The sequence below is a fragment of the Cobetia sp. UIB-001 genome (genome assembly GCF_044789135.1).
Lineage (GTDB): Bacteria > Pseudomonadota > Gammaproteobacteria > Pseudomonadales > Halomonadaceae > Cobetia > Cobetia amphilecti.
In genome coordinates this window covers 2,685,502-2,710,028 of sequence record NZ_CP058244.1, presented here as the reverse complement: position 1 = coordinate 2,710,028, position 24,527 = coordinate 2,685,502, and the positions used below count along the sequence as shown (strand labels likewise).

Here is a 24,527-nt window from a genome sequence, read left to right as displayed (position 1 = left end):
AATCCATTCAAAGATCGTTAGGTAGGTAATGCGTCTGCAGCTGAGCCGTCACAGGCTGGCAAGGGTGGTATCGATGGCCCGCCCCAGCTTGGTGGTGATCTCGTCCAGATGCGACTCCTGCAGAATGAACGGCGGTGCCAGCAGGATGTGATCGCCCTGGCGGCCATCGAGGGTGCCGCCCATCGGATAGCACATCAGGCCTTCGGCCATGGCGGCCTTCTTGAGCCGCGCGTGCAGCTTGAGGGAGGCATCGAAGGGCTTTCTGGAATCGCGATCCGCCACCAGCTCCAGCCCCTGGAAGAGGCCGCGACCGCGGATGTCGCCGACATGGGGGTGATGCGCGAAGCGCTCGTTCAGGCGCGCCTTGAGCCCCTCGCCGAGGACATTGACGCGTGTGAGCAGGTCGCGGGATTCGATGGTCTGCTGGACTGCCAGCGCCGCGGCACAGGCAGTGGCGTGGCCGATGTAGGTATGGCCGTGCTGGAAGAAGCCGGAGCCATTGGCGATGGTCTCACGAATGCGCTGGCTGACCAGGGTCGCGCCGATCGGCTGGTAGCCGGCGCCCAGCCCCTTGGCGATGGTGATCAGATCTGCCGTGACACCTTCCTGCTCGGCGGCGAACAGACTGCCGGTACGTCCCATGCCGCACATCACTTCGTCGAGAATCAGCAGCACGCCGTAGCGATCACAGACCTCGCGGATGCGTCTGAAGTAGCCCGGTACCGCGGTGACGGCGCCCAGGGTGGCACCGACCACCGGCTCGGCCACGAAGGCCATCACGTTGTCGGCGCCCAGGCGCAGGATCTCCTCTTCAAGCTCCGCGGCGAGACGAATGCCCATCGCCTCGGGCGTCTCGTCGGGCTGCTGGTCCCGATAGGCGTAGCAGGGGCTGACGTGGCTGACGTTGATCAGCAGCGGCTCGAATTGCTGACGCCGCCAGGCGTTGCCGCCGGTGGCCAGCGCGCCCAGCGTATTGCCGTGATAGCTCTGGCGCCGCGCGATCAGATGCTTGCGCTGGGGCTGGCCGATCTCGACGAAATACTGACGGGCCAGCTTGAGTGCCGCCTCGACCGCTTCCGAGCCGCCGGAGACGAAGTAGACGGCGTCGAGCCCAGCGGGAGCGCGTTCGATGAGAAAGTCGGCCAGCTGCTCCATCGGGTCGCTGGTGAAAAACGAGGTGTGCGCGTAGGCCAGTTGGCTGACCTGATCCTTGATGGCCTGCGCCACCGCCTCGTCGCTGTGCCCCAGGCATGACACGGCTGCGCCACCGCTGGCATCCAGATAACGGCGACCCTCTCGATCGACGATGTAGGGGCCATCGCCCTTCACGGCGGTGGGATAATTCTGATTGAGGTTGCGATGCAGTACGTGGCTCATGCGGGCTCCGTGGCGGCAGGGGTGCGAAGGCGTAATGCAAATATGTAGTGCATTTATCGTTTGTGCAATAAATAATTGCATATGGTCGCTTGTGCCTTCGGACTCGACCGGCCAGAGATGCTACCGTTGCCGCCAACTTTCCTGTCCCTTGCCAAGGAGGTATCCCATGCCCCCATCCTCCCGAGCCCCCGGGCCCGCATCCCCTGACTCGCCGCCGGAGACCCTGGAGGGATTGAAGCAGCTGCTGGCGGCGATCGATCGTCGTGAGGTAGAGATTCGTCTCGGCGCGAGTTCCCGGCGCGTGCTGGCGGTGCTGATCGAGTCCCCGCAACGCACGGCAGTGTCTTCCATCAGCCAGCTGGCGGAGCTGACCGGCGTGAACGCCTCGACCTTCTCGCGTCTGGCCCAGCGGCTGGGCTACGAGGGCTTCAGCAGGTTTCAGGATGTCTTTCGCCAAGCGGTGACGGATGGCGAGCATTTCTACAGCCAGCAGGCCTCGCAGCTGCTGGCGCGAGACGCCGATAGCAGCGCCATGGCCCAGCTTGCGCGTCTGGGACGACAGGAGAGCGCCAACATCCTCAGCATGCTGGAAAGGGTGGACGCCGCGGCCTTCGAGGCCGCGACCACCTTGCTGGCCGAGGCGCCGCGCGTGCGCCTGCACGGCATGCGTCAGTTCAATTCCCTGGCGCTGTTCATGGCCTATGGGCTGGGCATGCTGCGCCCTGACGTGGCGCCGTTGGATGCCAGTCGTCAGGGCGTGGCCGATGCTCTGGCCCAGCTGTCGGCCGGTGACGTGCTGGTGGTGGCCAGTTGCTTCCCCTATACCCCAAGCGTGGTGGCCTGCGCCGAGGTGGCGGTGAAGCGTGGGGTCGAGGTGATCGCGCTGACCGATTCGGCCAGCTCTCCGCTGGAGCCGCTGGCGCGTTACAGCTTCCATGTGCCCAATCACAGCCTCTTCTACAGCAACAGCATGAGCGCCTTCATGTTTCTCGCCGAAGGCCTGCTCAGTGAGGTGGCCAGCAAGCTGGGCGATGCGGGTGTGGCCTCGCTCAAGCAGCGCGAGGCGATCATCACGGAGTTGGGAGGCGCGCGCGGCTGATGCCCGCGACTCACTGCACCGAGCGTGAACGCGGTCATGCACCACGGTGGTGCGAGCGCAGGTCTGCCCAATGCAGCTTGCGGGCACATACAGGACCAAAGAGGCATGGAGGGAGATTGGCGTGATTCCTGCAAAACGACTGATATGAAATGACATCCGTCAGGGCAAGGAATTTCCCATGAGCCGCGAGTACCGTTACACCCTGGGCAGTCAGGTCCATCGTTTTGCCAATCTGGCCGAGCTGATGGCCAAGGCGACGCCCGCCCGCTCCGGAGATCGTCTTGCTGGCGTGATCGCGGAAACCGCCGAGGAGCGAGTCGTCGCTCAGCTGTGTCTGGCGGAGTTGCCCCTCAAGACCTTCCTCGAAGACGTGCTGATTCCCTACGAACAGGACGACATCACCCGCCTGATCATCGATGAGCATGATCCGGTGGCGTTCCTGCCGATCGCGCATCTCACCGTCGGCGACTTCCGCAACTGGCTGCTGAGTGACCTCGCGACCCCCGCGGTGCTGGCGCAGGTACGCGCCGGTATCACCCCCGAAATGGCCGCCGCGGTCAGCAAGCTGATGCGCAATCAGGACCTGATTCTGGTCGCGAAGAAGTGCGAGGTGGTCACCGCCTTTCGCAATACCATCGGCAAGAGCGGCCATCTCTCGACCCGCCTGCAGCCCAACCATCCCACTGATGACGTCACTGGGATCGCGGCGAGCATTCTAGATGGCCTGCTCTACGGCAACGGCGACGCCGTGATCGGCATCAACCCGGCCACCGACAACGTGGCCCAGAGCATCAAGCTGATGCGTCTGATGGATGAGGTGATCCAGAAGTACGCGATCCCCACCCAGTCCTGCGTACTGACGCACGTCACCAATACCCTCGAGTGCATCGAGCAGGGTGCCCCGGTGGATCTTGTCTTCCAGTCCATCGGCGGCACCCAGGCCACCAACGAGAGCTTCGGTGTCGAGCTTTCCGTGCTGGCGGAGGCGCAGCAGGCTGCGCTGTCGCTCAAGCGCGGCACGGTGGGTGACAACGTGATGTATTTCGAGACTGGCCAGGGCAGTGCGCTGTCCGCCGATGCCCATCACGGCCTGGACCAGCAGACCTGCGAGGCGCGCGCCTATGCGGTGGCACGCAAGTACTCGCCGTTGCTGGTGAATACCGTGGTCGGCTTCATCGGCCCCGAGTATCTGTTCAATGGCAAGGAGATCATCCGCGCCGGCCTCGAGGACCACTTCTGCGGCAAGCTTCTGGGCCTGCCGATGGGCTGCGACATCTGCTACACCAATCATGCCGATGCCGATCAGAACGACATGGATACCCTGCTGACGCTGCTCGGGGTGGCGGGCTGCAACTTCATCATGGGCATCCCCGGCTCGGATGACATCATGCTCAATTATCAGACCACCTCCTTCCACGATGCTCTCTATGCACGGCGGGTGCTGGGCCTGGACCCGGCGCCGGAATTCGCCGCCTGGCTCGAGGAGATGCAGATCTTCACCGATGTCGCCACCCAGACACTGCCGAGCGAAATGCCCGACCGCTTCGCCAATTCACTGCGTCAGGTGACAGGAGGAGACGCATGAGCCATGACCAGCCCTCTGCTGATGCGACCTCGCGCAGCCTCGAACCCGATGCCATCGTCACGCCCAATCCCTGGCAGCGGCTTGGCCAGTTCACGGATGCGCGCATCGGCCTTGGCCGTGCCGGCATCAGTCTGCCGACCAATCGTTCGCTGGAATTCCAGCTGGCGCACGCCCGCGCCCAGGACGCCGTCCACCTGCCGCTGGAGATTCCTCGACTGATCGAGGACCTCAATCAGCTCACAGCGCTCGAGAATGCTCCGCAGATCCAGCGACTGCACAGTCGCGCAGTGGATCGCACCACCTACCTGCAACGCCCCGATTACGGCCGGCGTCTCGATGAGGATTCGCGTCAGCAGCTGTCCGCCCTCGACGCCCAGCCTGCCGATCTGGCCATCGTGGTCGTCGATGGGCTCTCGTCTCTGGCGGTGCAGAACAATGCCGCGCCCTTCATCGCCGCATTGCTGGAATCGCTTGCCGAGGATGGTCCGGATGCCTGGACGCTCACACCGATCAGCGTGGTGGAGCAGGGGCGGGTCGCGATCGGCGATGAAGTCGGTGAATTGCTCAAGGCTCGTGCAGTGCTGGTGATGGTCGGCGAGCGTCCCGGCCTCAGCTCTCCGGACAGCCTCGGGCTCTATCTGACCTGGCAGCCGCGCGTCGGCCTGAGCGATGCCAGCCGCAACTGCATCTCCAACGTGCGCCCGGCAGGGCTCGACTTCGCGATGGCCGCCCAGCGTCTGCATTACCTGCTGCGTGAGGCACGCAAGCTCGGCCTCACCGGCGTGGGCCTCAAGGACAGAAGCGACGAGACGGCGCTGGAAGGCGGCACCGGTATCCAGAACTTCCTGCTGTCCTGATGGGACGGCAGCGCAGCAGCGGGAAACTCCCGATCCAACAATGACAAATGCCTGAGGCATACAAGGCGGCACCATGACTCGCGACACGAAACACGGCACGAATGAGCAGGACTATCTGGCGCGTCCCTATCGCACGCCGGGCGGCATCGTGACGTCCGCCATCGCGCTGGTGCTATCGCTGATCGCGCTGACCGGGGTCTATGCCTTCGATCCGCGTGCCTTCAATTACACCCTGGTGCTGTTCGTGGTGGGCATCGCCTACTACGCCATCTTCAGCCGTCATCGGCTGGTGGCGAAGACCGCCGAGGAGGAGTTCGCGCTGGTGGCGAATGCCGAGAGTGACCTGGCGGCCAGCTGATCCGCTCAATCAGTTCAGGTAGCAAAGACGACAACGCCCGCCATGGCTGACCATGGCGGGCGTTGTCGTGACTGGCGGGCTTGGATCCGCTCAGCTCAGTTCAGCTCTGATCAGAAAGGATACTGCGCCAGGAATTGCTGGGCAGCCGCGGCGGGGTCTTCGGCACTGCACAGCGCCGAGACGACGGCGAGGCCGTCGGTGCCGCTGGTCATGACTTCGCCGGCATTGGCCAGCGAGATGCCGCCGATGGCGACCGTCGGCAGCGGGCTTGAGCGTACGAGCTGCGTGAGTCCCTCGATGCCCAGCGGCGCGGCATGATCCGGCTTGGTCGGGGTGGCATGCACCGGGCCGAGGCCGAGGTAGTCGATGCGCTCGACATCGACGGCCTTGAGCTGCTCAAGCGTCTGGACCGACAGGCCGATCAAGGCGTCCTCGCCGAGACGGCGGCGCGCCTCGACGGGGTCGCCATCGCTCTGACCGATGTGCAGGCCATCGGCGCCACTGGCCAGCGCGACCTCGATGCGGTCATTGATGATCAGCGGTACCTCGTACTCGTCCAGCAGCGACTTGAGGCGGATGGCCTGGGCGATCATCTCTTCGTCGCTGGCATGCTTGTCTCGCAGTTGCACGACACTGACGCCACCGCGCACGGCGGCCATCACGGTGGCTTCCAGGCCGCGCTGTGCGCACAGCGCGGGGTCGGTGACCAGGTAAAGGGATAGATCAAGTGACATCGGTCAGCTCCAGACGAGAGGCTAGCGGGGGGGAATCGGCGTCGAGAGTATACAGGGCATCCATGAAGCGTGACACGAAGCTGCCCGGACCTTGCGCCGACTGGCCCGCCGTCTCACCGGCCTCGGCGTAGCAGGCCAGCGCGGCGGCGGTGGCGTGCAGGGTGTCGTCATGCCCGGCGTGGGAGGCGGCGAGGGAGGCGGCGAGGAAGGCGGCGACCACGCTGCTCAGTGCGCAGCCCATGGCGGTGACGCGGCCCATCAGCGCATGACCACCCTGAACCGTGATTTGCCGCTGGCCATCGGTGACGACATCGACACGGCCGGTCATCGCCACCACGCAGTTCTGCGCGCGTGCCAGGGCGACGGCGGCCCGACTGGCGCGTTCCAGCGCATCCTCACCGTCATCGCCGCTGTCCACGCCGCGACCCTGATTCATCTCACCGGCAAGCGCCAGCACTTCGGAGGCATTGGCGCGAATCACGCTGGGGCGATATTCCAAGAGCGCGCGGCACGCATACTGGCGCAGACTGGAGGCGCCGATGCCGACGGGGTCCAGCACCCAGGGTTTGCCATCGCGGTGGGCGCACATCGCGGCCAGCTGCATGGCCTCGATCCAGCTGGGTGACAGGGTGCCGATATTGATCGACAGCGCCGCACTGATGGCGGAGATCTCCTGAATTTCCTGCTGCGCATGCGCCATCAGCGGCGAGGCACCGATGGCCAGCAGGGTATTGGCGGTCGGCGTCATCGCGACGTGATTGGTGATGTTGTGCACCAGCGGCGTGGTCTGGCGCAGCTGATTCAGCAGGCTGCCGGGAGAAAGGGATGACGATGGGGTCATGGGATCTCGTGACTGGAGAAAGGAAGCATCAGCGCTCGAGAGTAAAAGCTGGCGCTGAAAGGTCAAGTGGCAAGGTCCGGCGCTGACGGTGGCGTGACGCGCTAGCTCTCTGTCATCTATCAAGAGTCGCGCAAAGGATAATAAATAATATCGTGGTTCTATAAACCTTGACGACAAGTCCATAAGATACAGTCTCTTACGGTCTTTTTTGTACGAGTCATCAGTCAAGGGTCACGCAGTGATACGGACAGGTCAGCGCAGTAGCGTCAGCAATACGAGCAGCAGTCATCTGGATATCGCTGGCAACAGCAGCAAGCCCCCGCGCGGACGGCAGCCGTCTGGCGGCTCACGACTTGAGCGCATCGCCAGAAGGGTGGTGATGGCGCTGACAGTGCCCGTGCTGCTGGGCGCTGCGGCCAGCAGTCAGGCGGATGCGGTGATCGCCAGCTGGAATCTCAAGCATGCCGGCTGGAACAACGGCAAGCATCTCGAGCAGGTCGCGGCGGTGGCGAGCCATATGGACCTGATCGGCCTGCAGGAGGTGATGAAGGAGGAGGTCGTCAGCGAGCTCGAGCAGCAGCTTGAGGCGCTGACCGGCGATGAGTGGGACAGCCTGGTCAGCCATGCGGTTGGGCGCAGCACCTATACCGAGCGTTACGCCTATCTGTATCGCGACAAGACGATCGCCTATCAGGGCGGGGCGACCGTCTATCTCGATCCCGAGGATGTGTTCTCGCGCGAGCCGCTGCTGGCCACCTTCGTCGAGAAGGACAGCGGGCGGGCCTTCAGCGCCGCCAACGTGCATATCGTCTATGGCGACAGCAAGGCGGATCGCGCGCCGGAAATCCGTGCGCTGGCGGATATCTACGACCTGATGAAGGAAATCTCGCCCGGCACCCCGGCGATCATCATGGGCGACTTCAACATGGCGCCGGATGAGCCTGCGTGGGGAGACCTGCGGACCCTCGGCCTGCGTCCTCTGATCACCGAGGGCGCGACGACGCTCTCCAAGACCGATGGCCGCTATGCCTCGCTCTACGACAACATCTGGTATGTGCCGAGCGAATGGCCCAGTGCCAGCGGCGATGTGTTCCGCTTCCCGGACTATCTGGGTATCAGTCATGAGGCGGCGCGTGCCGATGTCTCCGATCACGCCCCGATCTATCTGGCGGTGACCGGCGAGACATTGGCATTGCTGCCGCTGGACGGCGGCCAGCCGCAGGCGGCGGGTACAGAGGTGGCCAGTCGTGCATCCAACGCCTCCAGTTCGGCGAGTCAGACCTGTATCGACCTCAATACCGCCAACGCCGATCAGCTGGATCGCCTGCCCAATATCGGGCCGGCACGCGCCGCCGATATCATCCGTCAGCGTCCGTGGAGTTCCAGCGGTCAACTGACCCGCATCAGCGGCATCGGCAAGGGTACGCTCAGCGAGATCGTCGCCAGCGGCATGCTGTGCAGCTGAGCTGTTTTTAGAGCGGGTCTGTTCTGAACAGGTCAGTCTGAATAGGTCTGGTCTGAACTGATCAGGCCTGAGCCTGAAGAGATCAGTCTCGGTCTCACTCGAAAATGACGAAGCCAGCCATCACGGGGATAGCGTGATGGCTGGCTTCGTCGTCTTGAGGCGGGCAGTCCGTCTTCCTGGTGCCGTCTGAGGTCAGCTCAGATACTTCTCGAACCAGGCAAGGGTTCTGTCCCAGGCGAGCTTGGCGGCCTGTTCGTCATAGCGCGGGGTGGAGTCGTTGTGGAAGCCGTGGTGGGTGTCTGGATAGATGTAGGCCTCATAGACCTTGTCGTGTTCCTTCAGCGCGGCTTCATAGGCGGGCCAGCCGGCATTGACGCGCTCATCGTGCTCCGCATAGTGCAGCAACAGCGGGGCCTTGATGGCGGCGACTTCCTCGGCGCGCGGCTGGCGGCCATAGAAGGGCACGGCACAGGCAAGCTCCGGATAGGCCACGGCGGCGGCATTGGAGACGCCCCCGCCGTAGCAGAAGCCGGTGATGCCGATCTTGCCGGTGGTGCGGTCCTCGCTCATCAGGTAATCGATGGCGGCGAAGAAGTCGTTCATCAGCTTTTCAGGGTCTACCTGTGCTTGTAGCTCCTTGCCCCTGGGGTCATTGCCCGGATAGCCGCCCACCGAGCTCAGCCCATCCGGGGCCAGCGCGATATAGCCGGCCTTGGCCACGCGGCGCGCCACGTCCTCGATATAGGGGTTGAGGCCACGATTCTCATGCACCACCACCACGCCCGGCAGCGGGCCGCTGGCCTTGGCGGGCTTCACCAGATAGGCGCGCACCTCGCCATGACCCTCGGGGGACGGGTAGGTGATGTATTCGGCGACGATATCGGGGTCCGTGAACTCGACCTGGGAGGCCAGCGCGTAGTCGGGGCTCAGGCTTGCCAGAATCGAGGTGGCCGTCATGCCCGCAACGGCAAAGGCCGCCGCGCGATCCAGAAACTGGCGGCGAGTGATGTTGCCATGCACATATCCGTCGTACAGCTCCAGCAACTCGGGAGCAAAATCCTTTGCAGTGAGGCGGGCCATGTCAGACTCCTGGGCAAGAGAAGGGACGAGCGAATCTTGAACATAGCAACCCGCCATGACGCTACCAAGTTTTTGCCGCCCTGTTCACCGAGTCTGTCATTTTCCGGGCCAGTCATTTTCGAGCCTGACATTTGCTGAGTCAGGTATTTGCCGAAGCGGGCGTGAGCAGGGCAGGCGTGAGCAGGGCGGGTGTGGGAAGCACTGGTGTAGGAAGGCCTGGCGGCGCCGCCAGGCTGGGTTGAATGGACGTGAGCCGAGTCGCGCATATCGCCAGTCGCGGCCGTGCGCATTGTGACTGAAGGCGTCAATCATTATCATCTGCGCATGATTCATGCTGATAGCCGAGCTGCCTGGCGGCTTCGGTGGGCCCTGATGCATGGAAGTTCACTTCCTCCTCCTAGTGGCAGACCTTGCTGGTGATTGAAAAAAGTCCGATGTCTCCCCCCGCGCACGCTCAGGCCTCAGCGCCTGAGTCGTCGCCTACGCTCGCCCAGCAATACCGGCGCTTCGCCTGGAAACGTGTGGTGATTCTCGCCGCACTGGGCCTGGCACTGCTGTTGGCCATCCTTGGCGACATCATGACCGGCCCTGCCGATCTCGCGCTGTCTGATCTGCTGGGCGAACTCATCAATCCCGGTTCGCACGGGCCGATCAATGAAGCCATCGTCTGGCAGATTCGCCTGCCGACGGCGGTGATGGCGGCGCTGGTCGGTGCCGCTCTGGGGCTTGCGGGTGCCGAGATGCAGACCGTGCTCAACAACGCCCTGGCCAGCCCCTTCACGCTGGGCGTGGGCGCCGCGGCGACGCTTGGTGCCTCGCTGGTCATCATCCTGGATGTCGCCTTGCCGGGGCTGCCGCCCAGCTACACCATCGCGCTGATGGCCTTCGTATTCGCGGCGCTGTCGATTCTGGCCATCGATGCCGTGGCCTCGCTGTATGACGCCAGTCGCGAGGTCATCGTGCTGTTCGGCATCGCGCTGGTCTTCGTGCTCAACGCCGTCAATGCGCTGGTGCAGTTCGTGGCCAGTCCCGATGCGCTGCAACAGCTGGTGTTCTGGACCATGGGCAGCCTGTCGGAAGCCTCGTGGGAGCGAGTCGCGATCATCGCAAGCGTCTTGGTCGTCTGCCTGCCCTTCGCCATGCGGCGTGCCTGGGCGCTGACAGCGCTGCGTGCCGGGGAAGACCATGCGCGTAGCTTCGGCGTGCCGGTCACCCGTCTGCGCCGCACGGCGCTGTTGCGCGTCAGCCTGCTGGCGGCAGTGGCGGTGGCCTTTGTCGGCACCATCGGCTTCATCGGTCTGGTCGGGCCGCACATGGCGCGTCTGGCGCTGGGGGAAGACCATCGCTTCTATCTGCCCGGCAGTGCGCTGGCGGGGGCGCTGGTGCTGTCCCTGGCCGCGACGGCCAGTGAGTCGCTGGTGCCCGGACTGGTGCTGCCGGTGGGGATCGTGACCTCGTTGATCGGTATCCCCTGTTTTCTTGCCTTGCTGCTCGGACAGCGCAGGGGGCAGGGATGAGCCATCACGTCTTTGATTCGCAAGCATCCTTGAAGATCTCGCAGCTGACCACCGGCTATCAGCGGCGCATGATCTTCGATCAGCTCGACCTGCCGCCGCTGCCGGCGGGCTCACTGGTCGGGGTGCTCGGGCCGAATGCGGTCGGCAAGTCGACCTTCCTCAAGGCGATTGCCGGCATGCGCCCGGCCAAGGGCGACATCCACCTCGGCGAGCTTGCGCTGTCGTCGCTGCACGGGGCGAATCGCATGCGTCATGTCGGCTACCTGCCGCAGACGCTGCCGCAGCCGACCAGTCTGGTCGCCTATGAAGCCGTGGCCAGCGCCTGTCGTGCGGCGCGTGCCGAACTGAGCCGCGAGGCAACCGACTCGCTGGTCGAGCAGGTCTTCGCGCGCCTGTCGCTGCATTCGCTGGCCTTCCGGCGCATGGACACGCTCTCCGGTGGCCAGCGTCAGATGGTCGGTCTCGCCCAGGCGCTGGTGCGCCAGCCACAACTGCTGCTGCTGGATGAGCCGACCAGTGCGCTGGACCTGCGCTGGCAGCTGGCCTTGATCGAAGGCGTGCGCGGTGTGGTGCAGGAGCAGCAGGCCATCTGCCTGATCGCGCTGCATGACATCAATCTGGCGCTGCGTTTCTGTGATCAGATCATCCTGTTCGCGCCCTCCGGCCTGTTGGCCACCGGGGCCCCGCGGGAGGTGATCACCGCTGAGCATCTGCGCGAGGCCTACGGCATCGAGGCGCGGATCGAGAGCTGTTCGCTGGGCCATCCGGTGGTACTCACCGACCGCGTCGCCGACTCGGCCCACGCCGACATTGGCCATATCACGCGCGATGCCGGAGTCAGACGATGATGGCGAGGCGCACAAGACTGGCAGGCGCCTGCCTGCTGGCACTCGCCACTGTCTTCGCAGGCGCCTTCTCGAGCGCGCCGGGCAACCTTGCCCATGCCGCCGAGCCGGACGCCAAGGGGCAGACCCAGGCCAGCTTTCCGCGTCAGGTCACGGATCTCGCCGGGCGCGAGGTGACGCTTGCGGCCTCACCGCAGCGCATCTTCCTGGCCCAGCCGCGCCAGCTGTATGCGCTGTTGACGCTGCTGGATGCGCCGCTTGAGCGTATCGTCGGCTGGGCCTACCCCTTGGCGGTGTTTGACCCGGCGATGACCGAGCGTCTTGAAGCGCGTTGGCCGCAACTTGCCACGCTGCCAGCGCTGAGTCGCGCCTCGACGCCGAGCCTCGAGGGCGAGGCCCTGCTGGCGCTGACGCCGGACCTGGTGCTGTTCGATCTCTCCCAGCGCTCACGTATCGAAGGCTCGCCGCTGGCGGCGCTGCTGGACGAGGTCGGCACTCCCTACCTGTATGTCGAGTTCAATCACCATCCGCTGCAGGATGCTCCGGTCAGCGTGCGCCTGCTGGGCGAGGTGCTCGGCGTCGAGGCGCGTGCCCGCGAGGTGGATGACACCATCGCGGCGCATCTGGCGCTGATTGACGAACGTCTGGCGACGATTGCCGAACGGCCGCGTGTGCTGATCAACATCGCACCGGGCGTGAAGGTGGATTGCTGTCGTACCAATCTGCACAACGGCGTGGCAGACCTGGTCACGCGGGCCGGCGGGCGCAATCTGGCCGCTGAACTGGCGCCGGTCAGCGGTGCCACCCTCAGCAAGGAGTGGGTGCTGGCACACCCGCCCGAGGCGATTCTCAATACCGGTGGCCAGTGGGCCAAGGGCGATGGCCTGCGCGCCGGCATCGGCATCTCGGGTGAGGATATCCAGCACGACTTGGAGCGCATGGTGCAGACACTGCCTGGCTGGCAGTCACTCGATGCCGTCAAGCAAGGCCGGGTGATGGCGCTGTGGCATGGCTTCCACCAGGGGCCCTATGCCATCGTCGCGCTGGAGGCCATCGCGCGCTGGTTGCACCCCAAGACCTTTGCCGACCTCGACCCCATGGCGACCTTTGCCTACCTGATGCATGACCCGACGCTGTCGCGCAGCAGCGGCCACTTCTGGGGGCAGCTGGCGCTTGAGGCGCCTGCCACGACCCAATGAGCTGATCGGGGCTGGTGCCTGCTGGTGCTCGGGGACGGAAGTCGTATTTTCTACTTGAGGCTTTCCTGAAACGATGGGGCGACGTTGTCATCGTCCTATGATGTTATCGCTCGGCGTTGTCATCGCCCGAGGGTGTCATCGCCTGATGAAGACATCGGGCCAGCGACGGGAGACCGTATGTCAGAGCAGGATGACCGCAAGCCCACAGCGACGGTCAGTCCGGTGCGCAGTGCGCAGCTGGTGGCGATCATCCTGGCGCTGATCGAGCTGTTTCAGGGAGATTGGCAGGGCGCCCTGCTGCTGGGCGGGATAGGTTGGGTGATCGGGCTTTTCAAGCATCCGCGCTGATCGGCGGCGCGAATGGTACGTCTTTTCCGTGACAGGAAATCAGGGGGTAATGTGGCCAAGACACGCATGGTGACCCAGTTCGGCATGGGCACCTCCATTCGCAGCCAGAACTACACCGAGGCGGCGGCACGTGGCATCCGCGATGCCCTGTGGCACAACTCGCTCAACGTGGCGGACGCCTTCGGCTTCCCCAAGGAGGCGATGCTGATCGAGGTCGAGATCGGGGTGCAGCAGCCCGACAAGGTCGACAGTGATGCCCTGCTGGGCATCTTTCCCTACGGTCAGCCCAGTGTGCGCGTGGTCAAGGGCGGGCTGGACGTCGCCAAGCCGGATGGCAGCGGGGTCAGCGTGATCGCCAATGTCGCCATCATCGTGTCATTCGACATGGCGGCCTCCGGCGCGGCGGCCGCCGGTGCGGCGTCCACTTCTTCCACGGCCGGGCAGTCGGCAGGAGGTCAGTCATGAGCGAGCAGCGCATCATTCTCGAGATGGGCACCGGCAATGACCTCTACGGCATGGACTACACCAAGGCTGCCTGCCGTGCGGTGCATGACGCCTTGCATCACTCCTCCATCGTGATGTTCCAGTCACTCGGCATCGATCACCACCAGATGCGCGTCGAGGTCACCATCGCGGTCCAGGAGCCGGACGCCGTGGATGCTGACGCGGTGGCGCGCGAGCTTCCCCGTGGGCGCGCCGAGGTGACAGTGGTGCAGGGCGGTCTCAATGTGCATGACGAGGTCAGTGGCCAGACGCATGTCATCGCCTCGGCCGCCATCGCCGCCATGCTCGATATCGACCACGACGCCTGGCAGCTGTGTCAGTCGTAGGCAATGCGCGAGCGTGCTGATTGAGGTCGTGTCGGCCAACGAAGAAAGCCCCCGTGCGTCAGTGACGCACGGGGGCTTTGCGGTTCAGACCCGATGGCGCAGGCGCTGATTACAGCGTGCTGATGCGCAGCACCGGCTTGACTGTCAGGCCTGATTTCGAATCCGCGAAGGCCTGTTCGATGTCCTCGAAGTCATACATCTGGATCAGCTTGTCGAAGGGGAAGCGGCCTTCCTTGTAGTAGCCGACCAGACGCGGGATGAAGACGCGCGGCACGGCGTCGCCCTCGATCACGCCGATCATCGATTTGCCTTCCGCCATCAGGTCGTGGTGCACGTCCAGGGTCACATCGTGGGTCAGGCCGACGATGGCAGAGGTGCCCAGCGGACGCAGCACCTGCAGGGAGCTGCGCACCAGCATCGGCACGCCGGTGGTCTCGAGGGAGAATTCGCTGCCGCCATCGGTGATGCGCTTGATCTCGCCGACCAGGTCCTCGGTCTTGCCGTTGACGCTGTGGGTCGCGCCCAGCTCATGGGCCAGCTCCAGACGGCTCTCGTGCAGGTCGACCGCGATGATGTTCTTGCAGCCGGCGATTTTGGCCGCCATCACGGCACTCAGGCCCACGGCGCCACAGCCGAACACGACGAGGCTGTCACCGAAGCCCGGCTTGAGGCGATTGAGGATGGTGCCGGCGCCAGTCTGGATGCCGCAACCCAGCGGACCCAGCAGGGCGAGATCGACATCGCTGTCGACCTTGACGGCATTGCGCTCGCTGACCACGGCGTGAGTGGCGAAGGACGACTGGCCGAAGAAGGTGGCGACGTCATGGCCGTCACAGCTCAGGCGCTTGCCGCCATCATCCATCACACCGCCGAAGTTGAGCTCACCGCCACGCTCGCAGACGGTCGGGTGTCCGGTCAGGCAGTGGCTGCAATGGCCACAGTGCGCGAAGGACAGCACCACATGGTCGCCCACTTCCATGTCGCGGACATTGTCACCGATCTGCTCGACCACACCGGCACCTTCATGGCCGAGCACGATCGGATAGGGGGCGATGCCCAGGTCGCGTGCGGCGGCATCGGTATGGCAGACCCCGGTGGCCACGACACGTACCAGAATCTCGTCACCCTTGGGGGACGCCAGTTCGACGTCCTTGAGGTCGAAGGGCTGGCCTTGGGTGGCGGTGACGGCGGCGCGAATTTTCATGGTGTTGATCCCGTTGATGATCGAGTGATGGCGTGATGGCGTTCTTCAGAGGCGTCCCGGGACGGCGTGTCCTCCGGGACGGTTCTCTTGACTGTTTCAGGGCTGTCGCAAGTCGTTCAGGGCTGTCTAGCCACGTTCAGGACTGTCTAGCCTCGTTCAGGACTGTCCCAAGTCGCTCAGGGCTGCTGGGTCGTGACATGGGCAATCACGGACATGCCGATGCGTACCTTGTCGAAGTCGGGCTGGTTCGGGTCGAACACGATTTTGACCGGCACACGCTGGGTGATCTTGGTGAAGTTGCCGGTGGCGTTCTCGCTGGCCACGGCCGAGAAGGCGCTGCTGGAGGCCGGTGCGATGCTGTCGACATGGCCAGTGAAAGTCTTGCCCGGCAGGCTATCCAGCGTCATCTCGACCGGTTGGCCCGGCTCCATCTCGGCCATCTGGGTCTCGAGATAGTTGGCGACGACATAGGCTTCCTTGTGCGGCACGATGGCCAGCAGCGAATCACCCGGTTGCACGTAGGCGCCGACACGCAGTGAGCGCTGGGTGACGATGCCGTCCTTCGGCGCACGAATGACGGTATAGCCGGTGTTCAGTTCTGCCTGCTCGAGCGCTGCACGAGAGCGTTCGACCTCGGCCAGGGCTTCCACGCGCTGGGCTTCAAGGACGCCGATCTGCTTTTCCGCCGAGCGCTGAGCCGCCTGGGCCTGCACGAGATTGGCTTCCCAGATGCCCTGCTGTTCATCGGCCTTTTCCTTGTCCTGCTGGGAGGCGGCGTTGGTCATGCGCAGGCTGCGGTAACGCTTGGCATCATTGCGCGCATAACGCAGCGAGGCCTGGGTGGACTTCACTTCGGCGATGGACTGCTGCACGACGGCGTGCTGACGCTCGATGTTGGCATCCAGGTCACCGACCGCTGCCTGCTGGGCGGCGAGATCGGCCTGGGCGGAGTGCAGGGAGGCCTGGTAATCGCGGTCATCCAGCGTGGCCAGGATCTGGCCTTCCTTGACCACTTCGTTGTCTTCCACCAGCACCCTGTCGATCTGACCCGCGACGCGTGTGGTCACCATCACGCTATCGGCGCGCACATAGGCATTGTTGGTGGCTTCGCGGCCATCATGGCCCTTCCAGTAGAGGCCCGCGTAGGTCGCGACCAGCAGGAGCGCCAGAACGCTCAACAGTAGGGTGGTACGTGTCTTGTTCATGTCGGTGTCGTATCTCGTCGTCTATGTCGAAGAAGGGGGAAGTGGCTGAATCCTGGCTGGCGGGCAGCCGCCGGCTTTGTCTGTGTCTATGCCCCGGAGGGTTGTGCTTGAGGGGGCTGAGATTGAGTGCGCTGTGCTGGCTCTGGTTGAGGTGCCGGTGCCGTCGCCGGTTGGGGCGGATAGGCGCGGATCGGCAGCACCATGACCAGTATCAGCAGCGCCACCACGAAGGGGATGATGGCGAGGTAGGCATCCGCATAGCTCATCACGGAGGCCTGCTCGGAGATGCGCGTGGTGATATCGCTTGCCGCATCGACCTGGATGAGTCCGGCGGGCTGATTGCCCTGCAGGCCGAGTGCCTCGCCCAGGCGGGTGGTGTGCAGGGCTTCACGCGTGACGAGGAAGCTTCCGTAGGCCGTGGAGGCCACCACCGTGAACAGGGCGCGCAGCGAGTTGACCATCGCGGTGGCGAACGGCCCTTCCAACGGGCTGAGTGCCCCGGTGGCATTCATCAGCAGCGGTACCACCACCATCGGCTGGCCCAGGGTGTTGAGCACCTCGATGAGATAGAAGTTGTCGCGATTCCAGTCGCTGGTGAGCTGCGAGCCCAGCAGGCAGCTGATCAGGATCAACACCAGGCCCGTGGCCATCACGTAGCGGCTGTCGACGCTCTTGCGATTGATCAGTGTCGCCACCAGCGGTGCCAGCAGCAGCTGCGGCAGCGCCATGGTCAACATGACCGGGAACAGCTGCATGGGGCGATAGCCCTGCACTTCCCCCAGGAAGGCGGCGGGAATGGTGCCGGCGGCCAGGGTCAGGAACATGAAGGTACACAGGGTGATGATGCCGAAGGCAAAGTTGCGGCGTGCCAGCAGCTGCAGCTTGTAGAGCGGCATCGGGTGGAACCACTCATGGATCAGGAAGGTCACGAAGACCAGCCCGCCCGTGGTCAGCAGGGCGACGATCAACGGCGAGTTGCCCCAGTCGAGTCGCTCCCCCTGGGTCATGCCGGCGACCAGCGCGCACAGGGCGGTGACGCCCAGCAAGGCACCGAGCCAGTCGAACTGCTTGCAGCGTTCCAGCTTGAGCGGGTCCTGCGGCAGGCCCCAGGAGACCAGCGCGGCGGCGAGAAGACATACCGGCGCGGTTTCCCAGAACACCAGATTCCAGTCGCCCAGGTCGCCATAGAGAGCGGCCAGCGGTGCCGACAGATAAGGGCCGAAGGTGGCCGTCATCGCATAGGCCGACAGGCCATAGAGCTTGCTGTGCCACGGCAGAAAGCGCAGCGCCGACATCATCAACAGCGGCAGGATGCTGCCGGAGGCCAGGCCCTGGGCAACGCGCAGCCCCGCCATCAGCGGGAAGCTGTCGGCCAGGGGCACCAGCAGCGAGAACAGGGCCAGTGACAGGCAGGCACCGATCGCGAAGCGGCGCAGGCTGAAGGTGACGGCCAGCCAGCCGGCGAGCAGCATCATCGAGACTTCCGCCGCGCTGTAGATGGTGGTCAGCCAGCTGCCCTCATCGTGGGAGAAGCCGAAGTGTCCGACCACATCCGTCAGGACGGTCTGCGTGACACGCTCTCCCACACCGGACATCAGCGATGCGAGCAGAATGCCCACAAGACCGAGTGCGAGTCGTAGATTGAAGGGTTGAGGAGCGGCCACTGTAGAGTTCCCGTTTTGAGGTGAAGCGCTAGACACCTTGGGTGTCTCGTTATGCGGTACACTGTACCACTTGGTGGTTTTGTTAGGCAAGTAGTTAGCTTGTTAAGGAGTTGTGTCTGTGTCCACAAGAGAAGGTAGTGGCGTGCAGGTCGTGGCCAGGGTGGCGGCGATTCTCAAGAGTCTGGAAGGTAGTGAGCAGGGCATGAGCCTGGGGGAGATCGCCGCCAGCAACGATCTGCCGCGCTCGACCGTCAAGCGGCTGGTCGATGCGCTGGCCCAGGAAGACCTGCTGGAAATCCACGGCCATGGCGGGATACGGCTCGGCTCTGCGCTGATGCGGCTGGCGCGCCATAGCCAGCTCGATATCACCACGCATGCCAAGTCGTTTCTGGAGGCGCTGAGCGGCTCCACCGAGGAAACGGTGGTGCTCTGCAGTCTGAGCGGCAACGAGCTGCTGATACTGCACTCGGTGTTGTCGCCGCTGCCGCTGCGGGTATCGCCGATGGCCGGCAATTTCCTGTCATTGCATGCAACAGCCAGCGGCAAGGTATTGCTCTCGCATCTCGAGGATGAGCAGGTGGAGCGCCTGTTGGGCACGGAACTCATGGCCTACACGGACAACACCCTCGCGATGCCGGCACTGCTGACGCAACTGGCCGAGGTGCGTCGCACCGGCATCGGCCATGATGAGGATGAGCATATGCAGGGAGTCGGCGCGATCGGAATCGGCCTGGAGACCAGCCAGGGCCATTACTCCGTGTCCGTGGTCGGCCCCTCATGGCGCATCAGCGAGCGCAGGGCGGAGATTCAGGCCGCGCTGCAGGCGACACGTGATGAGATGCTCAAGGCCTTCCGTTCACTCAAGTGAGCGCGTCCCGCCAAGGCGGCAAGGCTGCCGTGTGCGGCGGCTGCTCGAACGGCGAGATAGTGGAAAAAGCGAATAGGAAGGCAGGCACAAACACGCCGCCCGTCCGAATGGGCGGGCGGCGTTTATTTACGAGGCAGCACTTAGAGACAGAGCTGAGAAACTGAGTTTGGAAAGAGAGTCTAGAAAGAGATTCCAGCAAGAGAGCTCAGAGTCCAAGGCTCGCTCAGGCCTCCCTGGCCGCGATCAGCTGGTCTGCCAGGGTCATCAGCTCCGCGGCGATGAAGTCCGGGGTCGGCACATTCTCGGCGGGCAGCACGGCATTGTGCGGGCGCGTCAGCAGGGCGCCCTGCATGCCGGCAGCCTGGGCACCGATGGTGTCCCAAACATGGCAGGCGATCATGCACATGTCGCCCAGTTCGACGTCGAGCTGCTCGGCGACATGCTGATAGGTGGCCGGTGCCGGCTTGAACTGCTTGACGCTGTCGACGCTGAAGTGCTGCTCGAAGGCCTCGCTGATACCGGCCTTCTCCAGCGGCGTCGGGGAGGCGCCTGCGGGGGAATTGGTCAGCGTCACCAGGCGGAAACCGGCCTGCTTGAGGCGCTCAAGCGCCGGGGCGACATCGGGATGGGCCGGCATCTCGGCCATGCGCGACTTGAGCTCATCGATATCGTCATCCGCGAGTCTGACCTGATGAATGTCGGCGACCATCTTGAGGGCGCCCACGCCGAGCGCCCCGAAGGGGGTGTAGCGTTGTGAGAGCGTCATGGTCTGCGAGTACAGCACCAGCTGTGCGAACCATTCGCGCAACACGCTTTCATCACCGAACACGCGTGCGAACAACGGCGAGAGCGTGGTGATGTCGAGCAGTGTCTCGTTGACGTCGAACACCAGTACGTCGGGAAAGGTCGTGTCAGACATGATGACTCCTGGGGTGATATTTCAGACATGCAGTGGGCGCGAAGCAAGGTGGCAGACCGACGGGTAGCGCCAAGGAATCAGCGCTGGCAAGCCCACGCCATTTTATTCATGGTGTCAGACTACCTGTTGTTGAGTGATTGCTCAAATCATGGCTGTTGGCAGTGTGATCACGTCGGTCAAAGGTCTGGAATGGCAGCGACAGCCGCAGCGCCAGACGACGCTCGATATTTTCATGATCAAATGTTGTACAAAGATTGAATTTACGCCATATTGCGTCGCAGAAGGGCTGAAAAAACCAAGAAAACAGCAGGGGTAAGGGACAATGAGCAATATCGCTATCTGGATGGGGCTTGGCTTGGCCGTCACCTTTGTGCTGTTGGCGACTGGCGTCTTTGACAGGTTACTGACCCGTATCGAGCAGGATGATTCGGCGCGCAAGATGAAATGATCTGCTGGCGGTAACAGCCGAAGGGATTCACGTAAAACCCACCCTCGAGGGTGGGTTTTTTCATGCCCGTTTGGCGACAGAGCCTGCAAACCAAGCGCGCTTTGTGGTCTCGCGAGTCTGAAGCCGGCTCGCCATCGGTCAGCGAATGTAGTCTTGCGTATCGCTGTGTAATCATGGAGAAGTGATTTGCTATCGGGGTGTTCGTCGCGGTCATGGTGACTGGCGAGTCGCGATGAGATCAACGTGCTGAACACGCCAGCAAGTTACCACTGGTTAACGTTTCGAGAAATGCCGCCCACAAGAGAGAGTTGTACAGATATCACATCATGGATAGTGTGAGCTCAGCGGGTTTTGCAGAGTATGAGGGGTGTTCACACCCGTAATGGTTACCTGAACGCGTGTGATCATTGCCGTGAATTCAATCAGTGTGGCTCCAGGGAATCGAATCATGGATGGGAAAGCCAACGCCGTTCTGTCCTGCCCGGTATGTAACTGCCTGAGCATGGATTACCAATATCATGAGCGCTCTGATGATTACCTGGTGCACTGTGGTGAGTGTGCCGAGTTCATCGGCACCTGGTCGTTGTTGCAGCGTGAGCTTGCAGTGCAGAAGGCACGGATTGCCTTGCTCAGTCCGGAACTCGCCAGTCAGAGTCTTTACCGTCGTGTGCGCAGCATGCCCGTCATCCACTGAGGCGTGAGCGGGTGGGCTTTTAGTGAGCTCGCCCGACGAAGGTCATCGTGCGTTGCTCTCGAGGTTCCTGTCGGGATGTCTCGAGCACAAATGTCAGATACAGCAAGGCCCCGCCATGGCGGGGCCTTGCTGTATCTGACGTCTGCGGCCGTGCTCAGTTCTGGTAGGCACCGGCGGCGTAGGTCATTTCATAGCTGTGGCTATAGACCTCGAGGATGTTGCCGAACGGGTCTTCCATGTAGACCATGCGGAACGGCTTCTCACCGGGGAAGTACTCGCGTACCGGCATGCGCTGCTTGCCGCCGGCGGCGACGATGCGCTCGGCCAGACCTTCGACGTCGGGGTCCTGGACGCAGAAGTGGAAGATGCCGGTCTTCCAGTACTCGAAGTTGTTTTCCGGCGTCTCGTGGTTCGGGAATTCGAAGATCTCGACACCGATACGGTCGCCGGTAGACAGGTGGGCGATGCGGAAGCTGCCCCAGCCCGGACCGAAGACATCGCTGCACATCACGCCGATGGCGGAGTCATCTTCGGTGATGGTGGTCGGCTCCATCACCACGTACCAGCCCAGCACTTCGGTGTAGAACTTGACCGCGGCTTCCACATCACCGACGGACAGGCCGATGTGGGAGAAGGTGCGCGGATACGGTGTGTTCTTTTCGTTGCTCATGAGTCACCTCGATATGTGAGTCGTGAAGGAAATGGCTCGGTCACTGCCTGCGTGACGTTGGAAGCCATCTTGGGCGTCATGAGCAATAATGAAAACTACGTAGCTGTTATGATAATGATAAGACTTGCTTATGGCGGTAGGGGGTTCTCCGTCGCAGTCTTGCTGATGCTACTCCTCTGACGCTGACTTCCTGATTCTGTCCCCTGACTCTGCCCCCTGATTCTTCCAGCCCCCAGGAGCTTGAATGCTGCAACCCCAATGGCTACGCACCTTTCGCACCCTGGTGAGTGTCGGCAACTTCACGCGCACCGCGGAGCGGCTCGATCTGACCCAGGCCGCCGTCAGTCAGCATGTGCGCCAGCTGGAAACCCGTCTTGGCACGCTGTTGATCCGTCATCCGCGCAAGATCGAACTGACGCCGGCCGGCCATGCACTGCTGGATTTCGCGCGTGAGATGAAAACCGCCGAGCAGCGCCTGACCCAGCGGCTGGCGGGCAATGAAGACAGTCATGGCGACATTCGGCTGATCACGCCGGGCAGCATTGGCCTGGCGATCTATCCGCGCTTGCTGGCGCTTCAGCAGGAGTCGCCGGGTCTCAATGTCCACCATCGCTTCGCGCCGACGCGCGAGGTGGTGGAGGCCGTGCTGGAGAATCGCTTCGAATTGGGGATCGTCACGCTCAAGCCGGATGACCCGCGTCTGAGCGTGACGGAGTGGGCGCGTGAGCCCCTTGAGCTGGTGGTGCCGGCGGGGGTCGAGATCCATGACTGGGGGGATCTCGAGACACTGGGCTTCATCGATCACCCGGATGGTCAGGACATGGCCTCGCGCCTGTTGAGTCGGCGCTTTCCGGGCAATCCGGGCATCAGCTCATTGCCGCGCAGTGGCTCCACCAACCAGATCAGCCTGATTCTGGAGCCGGTCGCCCGTGGGTTGGGCTTCAGCGTCGTGCCGCGCCATGCCCGCGAGGCCTTCCCCGAGCATCAGGCCATCCGGGTGGTGCCACCGCCTGAGGGCAGCACGGAGGTGGTCGATACCCTGTGGCTGCTCACGCGAGCGGAATGGCCGCTCTCGGCGCGCGCCAGGCGGGTATTGGAGTATCTGAAAGCCTCGCTTTAGCACGCCGAGGCATCAGTGCTCAGACCTCGACGCTCAGGCATCGGCGCTAAGACAGTGACGCTCAGGCATCGGCGCACTAATCAGCTTATGGAGCAGTTCATGGATCAGCTTATGGAGCAGTTCATGGAGCAGCTTACGGCTGGCTCAGCGCATAGACCTGTGCCGTCAGGGTGCTGCCATCTTCCAGCGTGATCGTGGCCGGCTGGCGAAGGTATTCGCTGCCTTCGAAATCATCCAGCGCCTGCCAGTGATCGGCCAGGTTGTCGGAGGAGAAGACGTGACCGCGGATGGTGTCGCCCGCCTCATCCAATCTCAGCCCCGGAAAGCCCATCTCAGCCCCCCAGCCAGCTGCCTCCAGGCGGCCCTTGAGGGTGCCGGGTGTCCAGCTGCCGCCAATGTCGAGCATGACGTGTTCGTTGGGGCCGCCCGGGCCGAGGGTGCCGTAGATGAATAGATGCTGCATGGGAGTCTCTGTCGTTCGTCGGGGGGGAAGTCTGTCTCGGCGGCGCGCGCCGGACGGAGCGAGGGCTTGCGGCAACTCATGGCTGCCTTGAGGTAGGCCCCGGAATCTCGAGGCCGGAAAATTCGCGTGTCAGCCAGCGGGTGATCGGTTGGATCACGGCGCTGTTGGGATGGCGGACACTCATGCGATAGCCGTGGCGGTCCCGCGAGATATGCGGCGTCAGGGCGATCAGCGAGCCGTTGTCGAGCAGGTCCTGGATGACGTGGCTCCAGCCCAGCGCGACGCCCTGATGATTGACGGCGGCATTGAGCGTCAGCGGGAAGTTGTTGTAGGGGAAGGCCTTGTCGAGGCGCGGCACCGGCAGTCCCGCATGGCGACACCAGGTGGCCCAGTCCAGCCAGCGGGTATCGCGCATGTCCAGATGCAGCAGGGTGATGCGCGACAGCGCCTCGGCGTCCAGTCCCTTCTCGAGTCCATGACGCCGGGCGTAGTCCGGGGAGCAGACCGGGAAGGCGCGCTCCGCGACCACCAGCGTATCGCGATGATCGCCCGTCAGCGGCGGGCCGAAGCGGATCGCGATGTCGGCCTGCTGCATCTGCGGGTCTTCATCGCGATCGATCGGCAGCAGCGTGAAGTGGCAGTCGGGGAAATCCTGCTCCAGCCGCTCCAGGCGCGGACGCAGCCAGACATGCGCGAAACCGGCGCCCGCGGCGATGGTGATGCGCGGGGTCGGCTTGTGCACCTTGCGGCGTGCTTCCGTGACGGCGCTGCATACCTTGCCAAGCCCGCCTGCCAGTTCGGCATGGAAGGTCTCGCCGTAGTGGTTGAGGATCAGTCGGCCGCCCTGGCGATCGAACAGCGGATGGCCCAGATGCTCCTCCAGTGCGCGGATGCGCTGGGAGATGGTGGGCTGGGTGGTATCCAGCTCACTGGCGGCGGCCGTCATCGACCCCAGGCGGACCGTCACGTCAAAGGCGACCAGCCCGCGCAGGGAGGGCAGGTCATCCAGAGGGCTTGCGCTTTCCAGCGGCGCTGGGGAGCTTGTCTTTCGGGCCGGCACGAGAGTCCTCACTGTGATGCGCTGTCGCGGCGCTCCTGTCGTACTGCTTTGGCCTGGATGATGGCCTGGCTGATGGC

Annotated in this window: 25 protein-coding genes and 1 pseudogene; 15 read left to right on the top strand and 11 right to left on the bottom strand. The window is 63.7% G+C overall.

Features of this window, described 5'->3' with window-relative positions:
* Positions 1-48 precede the first annotated feature (48 nt).
* The gene (locus HA399_RS11275; RefSeq protein WP_404325033.1) at positions 49-1,377 is read right to left on the bottom strand and encodes an aspartate aminotransferase family protein; all 1,329 of its coding nucleotides are present in this window, start codon (positions 1,375-1,377) and stop codon (positions 49-51) included.
* Positions 1,378-1,543: 166 nt separating this feature from the next.
* Here HA399_RS11275 and HA399_RS11270 point away from each other — a divergent pair, with 166 nt between their 5' ends.
* The 4 genes and pseudogenes from HA399_RS11270 to HA399_RS11255 all read left to right on the top strand — a co-directional run.
* Positions 1,544-2,476 carry a MurR/RpiR family transcriptional regulator gene (locus tag HA399_RS11270; protein WP_107336380.1) on the top strand — a complete coding sequence of 311 codons (933 nt, stop codon included), beginning with the start codon at positions 1,544-1,546 and terminating at the stop codon, positions 2,474-2,476.
* Positions 2,477-2,654: 178 nt separating this feature from the next.
* Positions 2,655-4,061 (top strand): ethanolamine ammonia-lyase subunit EutB, encoded by a 1,407-nt coding sequence (locus HA399_RS11265; protein WP_404325032.1) that lies wholly within the window; start codon positions 2,655-2,657, stop codon positions 4,059-4,061.
* On the top strand, positions 4,058-4,918 hold the full coding sequence (gene eutC / locus HA399_RS11260) for an ethanolamine ammonia-lyase subunit EutC (RefSeq protein ID WP_404325031.1): 861 nt from the start codon (positions 4,058-4,060) through the stop codon (positions 4,916-4,918). The genes HA399_RS11265 and eutC overlap by 4 nt, the downstream gene beginning before the upstream one ends.
* A 103-nt stretch (positions 4,919-5,021) precedes the next feature.
* Positions 5,022-5,276: pseudogene (locus HA399_RS11255) on the top strand (ethanolamine permease); the annotation flags it as partial.
* Positions 5,277-5,386: 110 nt separating this feature from the next.
* Here HA399_RS11255 and thiE read toward each other — a convergent pair.
* Together thiE and thiM are read right to left on the bottom strand one after the other, a co-directional pair.
* The gene (gene thiE, locus HA399_RS11250) at positions 5,387-6,010 is read right to left on the bottom strand and encodes a thiamine phosphate synthase (protein WP_404325030.1); all 624 of its coding nucleotides are present in this window, start codon (positions 6,008-6,010) and stop codon (positions 5,387-5,389) included.
* Positions 6,000-6,851 (bottom strand): hydroxyethylthiazole kinase, encoded by an 852-nt coding sequence (thiM, locus tag HA399_RS11245; RefSeq protein WP_404325029.1) that lies wholly within the window; start codon positions 6,849-6,851, stop codon positions 6,000-6,002. Before thiM ends, thiE begins: the two co-directional genes overlap by 11 nt.
* 379 nt (positions 6,852-7,230) lie before the next feature.
* On the opposite strand from thiM, the gene HA399_RS11240 reads away from it, so the two are divergent.
* Positions 7,231-8,316 carry an endonuclease/exonuclease/phosphatase family protein gene (locus tag HA399_RS11240; protein WP_404325028.1) on the top strand — a complete coding sequence of 362 codons (1,086 nt, stop codon included), beginning with the start codon at positions 7,231-7,233 and terminating at the stop codon, positions 8,314-8,316.
* Between the two features lie 192 nt (positions 8,317-8,508).
* On the opposite strand, the gene yghX is transcribed toward HA399_RS11240, so the two are convergent.
* Positions 8,509-9,396, bottom strand: a complete 888-nt coding sequence (gene yghX / locus HA399_RS11235; protein WP_131432393.1) for a YghX family hydrolase — start codon at positions 9,394-9,396, stop codon at positions 8,509-8,511.
* Positions 9,397-9,830: 434 nt separating this feature from the next.
* Here yghX and HA399_RS11230 point away from each other — a divergent pair, with 434 nt between their 5' ends.
* The 6 genes from HA399_RS11230 to HA399_RS11205 all read left to right on the top strand — a co-directional run bounded on the left by HA399_RS11230 (position 9,831) and on the right by HA399_RS11205 (position 14,135).
* On the top strand, positions 9,831-10,913 hold the full coding sequence (locus HA399_RS11230; RefSeq protein ID WP_404325027.1) for a FecCD family ABC transporter permease: 1,083 nt from the start codon (positions 9,831-9,833) through the stop codon (positions 10,911-10,913).
* Positions 10,910-11,761, top strand: coding sequence for an ABC transporter ATP-binding protein (locus HA399_RS11225; RefSeq protein WP_404325026.1), 852 nt, complete (start codon positions 10,910-10,912; stop codon positions 11,759-11,761). The genes HA399_RS11230 and HA399_RS11225 overlap by 4 nt, the downstream gene beginning before the upstream one ends.
* Entirely contained in the window at positions 11,758-12,957 is a 1,200-nt protein-coding gene (locus HA399_RS11220; RefSeq protein ID WP_404325025.1) for an ABC transporter substrate-binding protein, read from the top strand. The genes HA399_RS11225 and HA399_RS11220 overlap by 4 nt, the downstream gene beginning before the upstream one ends.
* 177 nt (positions 12,958-13,134) lie before the next feature.
* Complete coding sequence (locus HA399_RS11215; protein WP_404325024.1) at positions 13,135-13,305, top strand: hypothetical protein; 171 nt, start codon at positions 13,135-13,137, stop codon at positions 13,303-13,305.
* A 51-nt stretch (positions 13,306-13,356) separates the two neighbouring features.
* Positions 13,357-13,770, top strand: coding sequence for a Lin0512 family protein (locus tag HA399_RS11210; protein WP_404325023.1), 414 nt, complete (start codon positions 13,357-13,359; stop codon positions 13,768-13,770).
* Positions 13,767-14,135, top strand: coding sequence for a Lin0512 family protein (locus HA399_RS11205; protein WP_153636176.1), 369 nt, complete (start codon positions 13,767-13,769; stop codon positions 14,133-14,135). The genes HA399_RS11210 and HA399_RS11205 overlap by 4 nt, the downstream gene beginning before the upstream one ends.
* A gap of 109 nt (positions 14,136-14,244) precedes the next feature.
* On the opposite strand, the gene HA399_RS11200 is transcribed toward HA399_RS11205, so the two are convergent.
* The 3 genes from HA399_RS11200 to HA399_RS11190 all read right to left on the bottom strand — a co-directional run bounded on the left by HA399_RS11200 (position 14,245) and on the right by HA399_RS11190 (position 18,208).
* Positions 14,245-15,339, bottom strand: a complete 1,095-nt coding sequence (locus tag HA399_RS11200) for an NAD(P)-dependent alcohol dehydrogenase (RefSeq protein ID WP_404325022.1) — start codon at positions 15,337-15,339, stop codon at positions 14,245-14,247.
* A gap of 176 nt (positions 15,340-15,515) precedes the next feature.
* Positions 15,516-16,544 (bottom strand): HlyD family secretion protein, encoded by a 1,029-nt coding sequence (locus HA399_RS11195; RefSeq protein ID WP_404325021.1) that lies wholly within the window; start codon positions 16,542-16,544, stop codon positions 15,516-15,518.
* Positions 16,545-16,630: 86 nt separating this feature from the next.
* Positions 16,631-18,208 carry an MFS transporter gene (locus tag HA399_RS11190; RefSeq protein WP_404325020.1) on the bottom strand — a complete coding sequence of 526 codons (1,578 nt, stop codon included), beginning with the start codon at positions 18,206-18,208 and terminating at the stop codon, positions 16,631-16,633.
* Between the two features lie 118 nt (positions 18,209-18,326).
* Between HA399_RS11190 and HA399_RS11185 the strand changes: the two genes are divergently transcribed.
* On the top strand, positions 18,327-19,076 hold the full coding sequence (locus tag HA399_RS11185) for an IclR family transcriptional regulator (RefSeq protein WP_404325019.1): 750 nt from the start codon (positions 18,327-18,329) through the stop codon (positions 19,074-19,076).
* A gap of 223 nt (positions 19,077-19,299) precedes the next feature.
* On the opposite strand, the gene HA399_RS11180 is transcribed toward HA399_RS11185, so the two are convergent.
* A complete protein-coding gene (locus HA399_RS11180) occupies positions 19,300-19,995 on the bottom strand; it encodes a haloacid dehalogenase type II (RefSeq protein WP_404325018.1) in 696 nt (231 codons plus the stop codon).
* 322 nt (positions 19,996-20,317) lie between these two features.
* Between HA399_RS11180 and HA399_RS11175 the strand changes: the two genes are divergently transcribed.
* Together HA399_RS11175 and HA399_RS11170 are read left to right on the top strand one after the other, a co-directional pair.
* Complete coding sequence (locus HA399_RS11175) at positions 20,318-20,443, top strand: hypothetical protein (RefSeq protein WP_267895301.1); 126 nt, start codon at positions 20,318-20,320, stop codon at positions 20,441-20,443.
* Positions 20,444-20,891: 448 nt separating this feature from the next.
* Positions 20,892-21,137 carry a hypothetical protein gene (locus HA399_RS11170; protein ID WP_404325017.1) on the top strand — a complete coding sequence of 82 codons (246 nt, stop codon included), beginning with the start codon at positions 20,892-20,894 and terminating at the stop codon, positions 21,135-21,137.
* Between the two features lie 154 nt (positions 21,138-21,291).
* On the opposite strand, the gene HA399_RS11165 is transcribed toward HA399_RS11170, so the two are convergent.
* Positions 21,292-21,807, bottom strand: coding sequence for a lactoylglutathione lyase family protein (locus HA399_RS11165; RefSeq protein WP_043333918.1), 516 nt, complete (start codon positions 21,805-21,807; stop codon positions 21,292-21,294).
* 244 nt (positions 21,808-22,051) lie between these two features.
* On the opposite strand from HA399_RS11165, the gene HA399_RS11160 reads away from it, so the two are divergent.
* A complete protein-coding gene (locus tag HA399_RS11160; protein WP_404325016.1) occupies positions 22,052-22,927 on the top strand; it encodes a LysR family transcriptional regulator in 876 nt (291 codons plus the stop codon).
* 133 nt (positions 22,928-23,060) lie between these two features.
* On the opposite strand, the gene HA399_RS11155 is transcribed toward HA399_RS11160, so the two are convergent.
* The gene (locus tag HA399_RS11155) at positions 23,061-23,390 is read right to left on the bottom strand and encodes a gamma-glutamylcyclotransferase (protein WP_153636169.1); all 330 of its coding nucleotides are present in this window, start codon (positions 23,388-23,390) and stop codon (positions 23,061-23,063) included.
* 76 nt (positions 23,391-23,466) lie between these two features.
* On the bottom strand, positions 23,467-24,450 hold the full coding sequence (locus HA399_RS11150; protein WP_225346916.1) for a LysR substrate-binding domain-containing protein: 984 nt from the start codon (positions 24,448-24,450) through the stop codon (positions 23,467-23,469).
* Between the last annotated feature and the right edge of the window lie 77 nt (positions 24,451-24,527).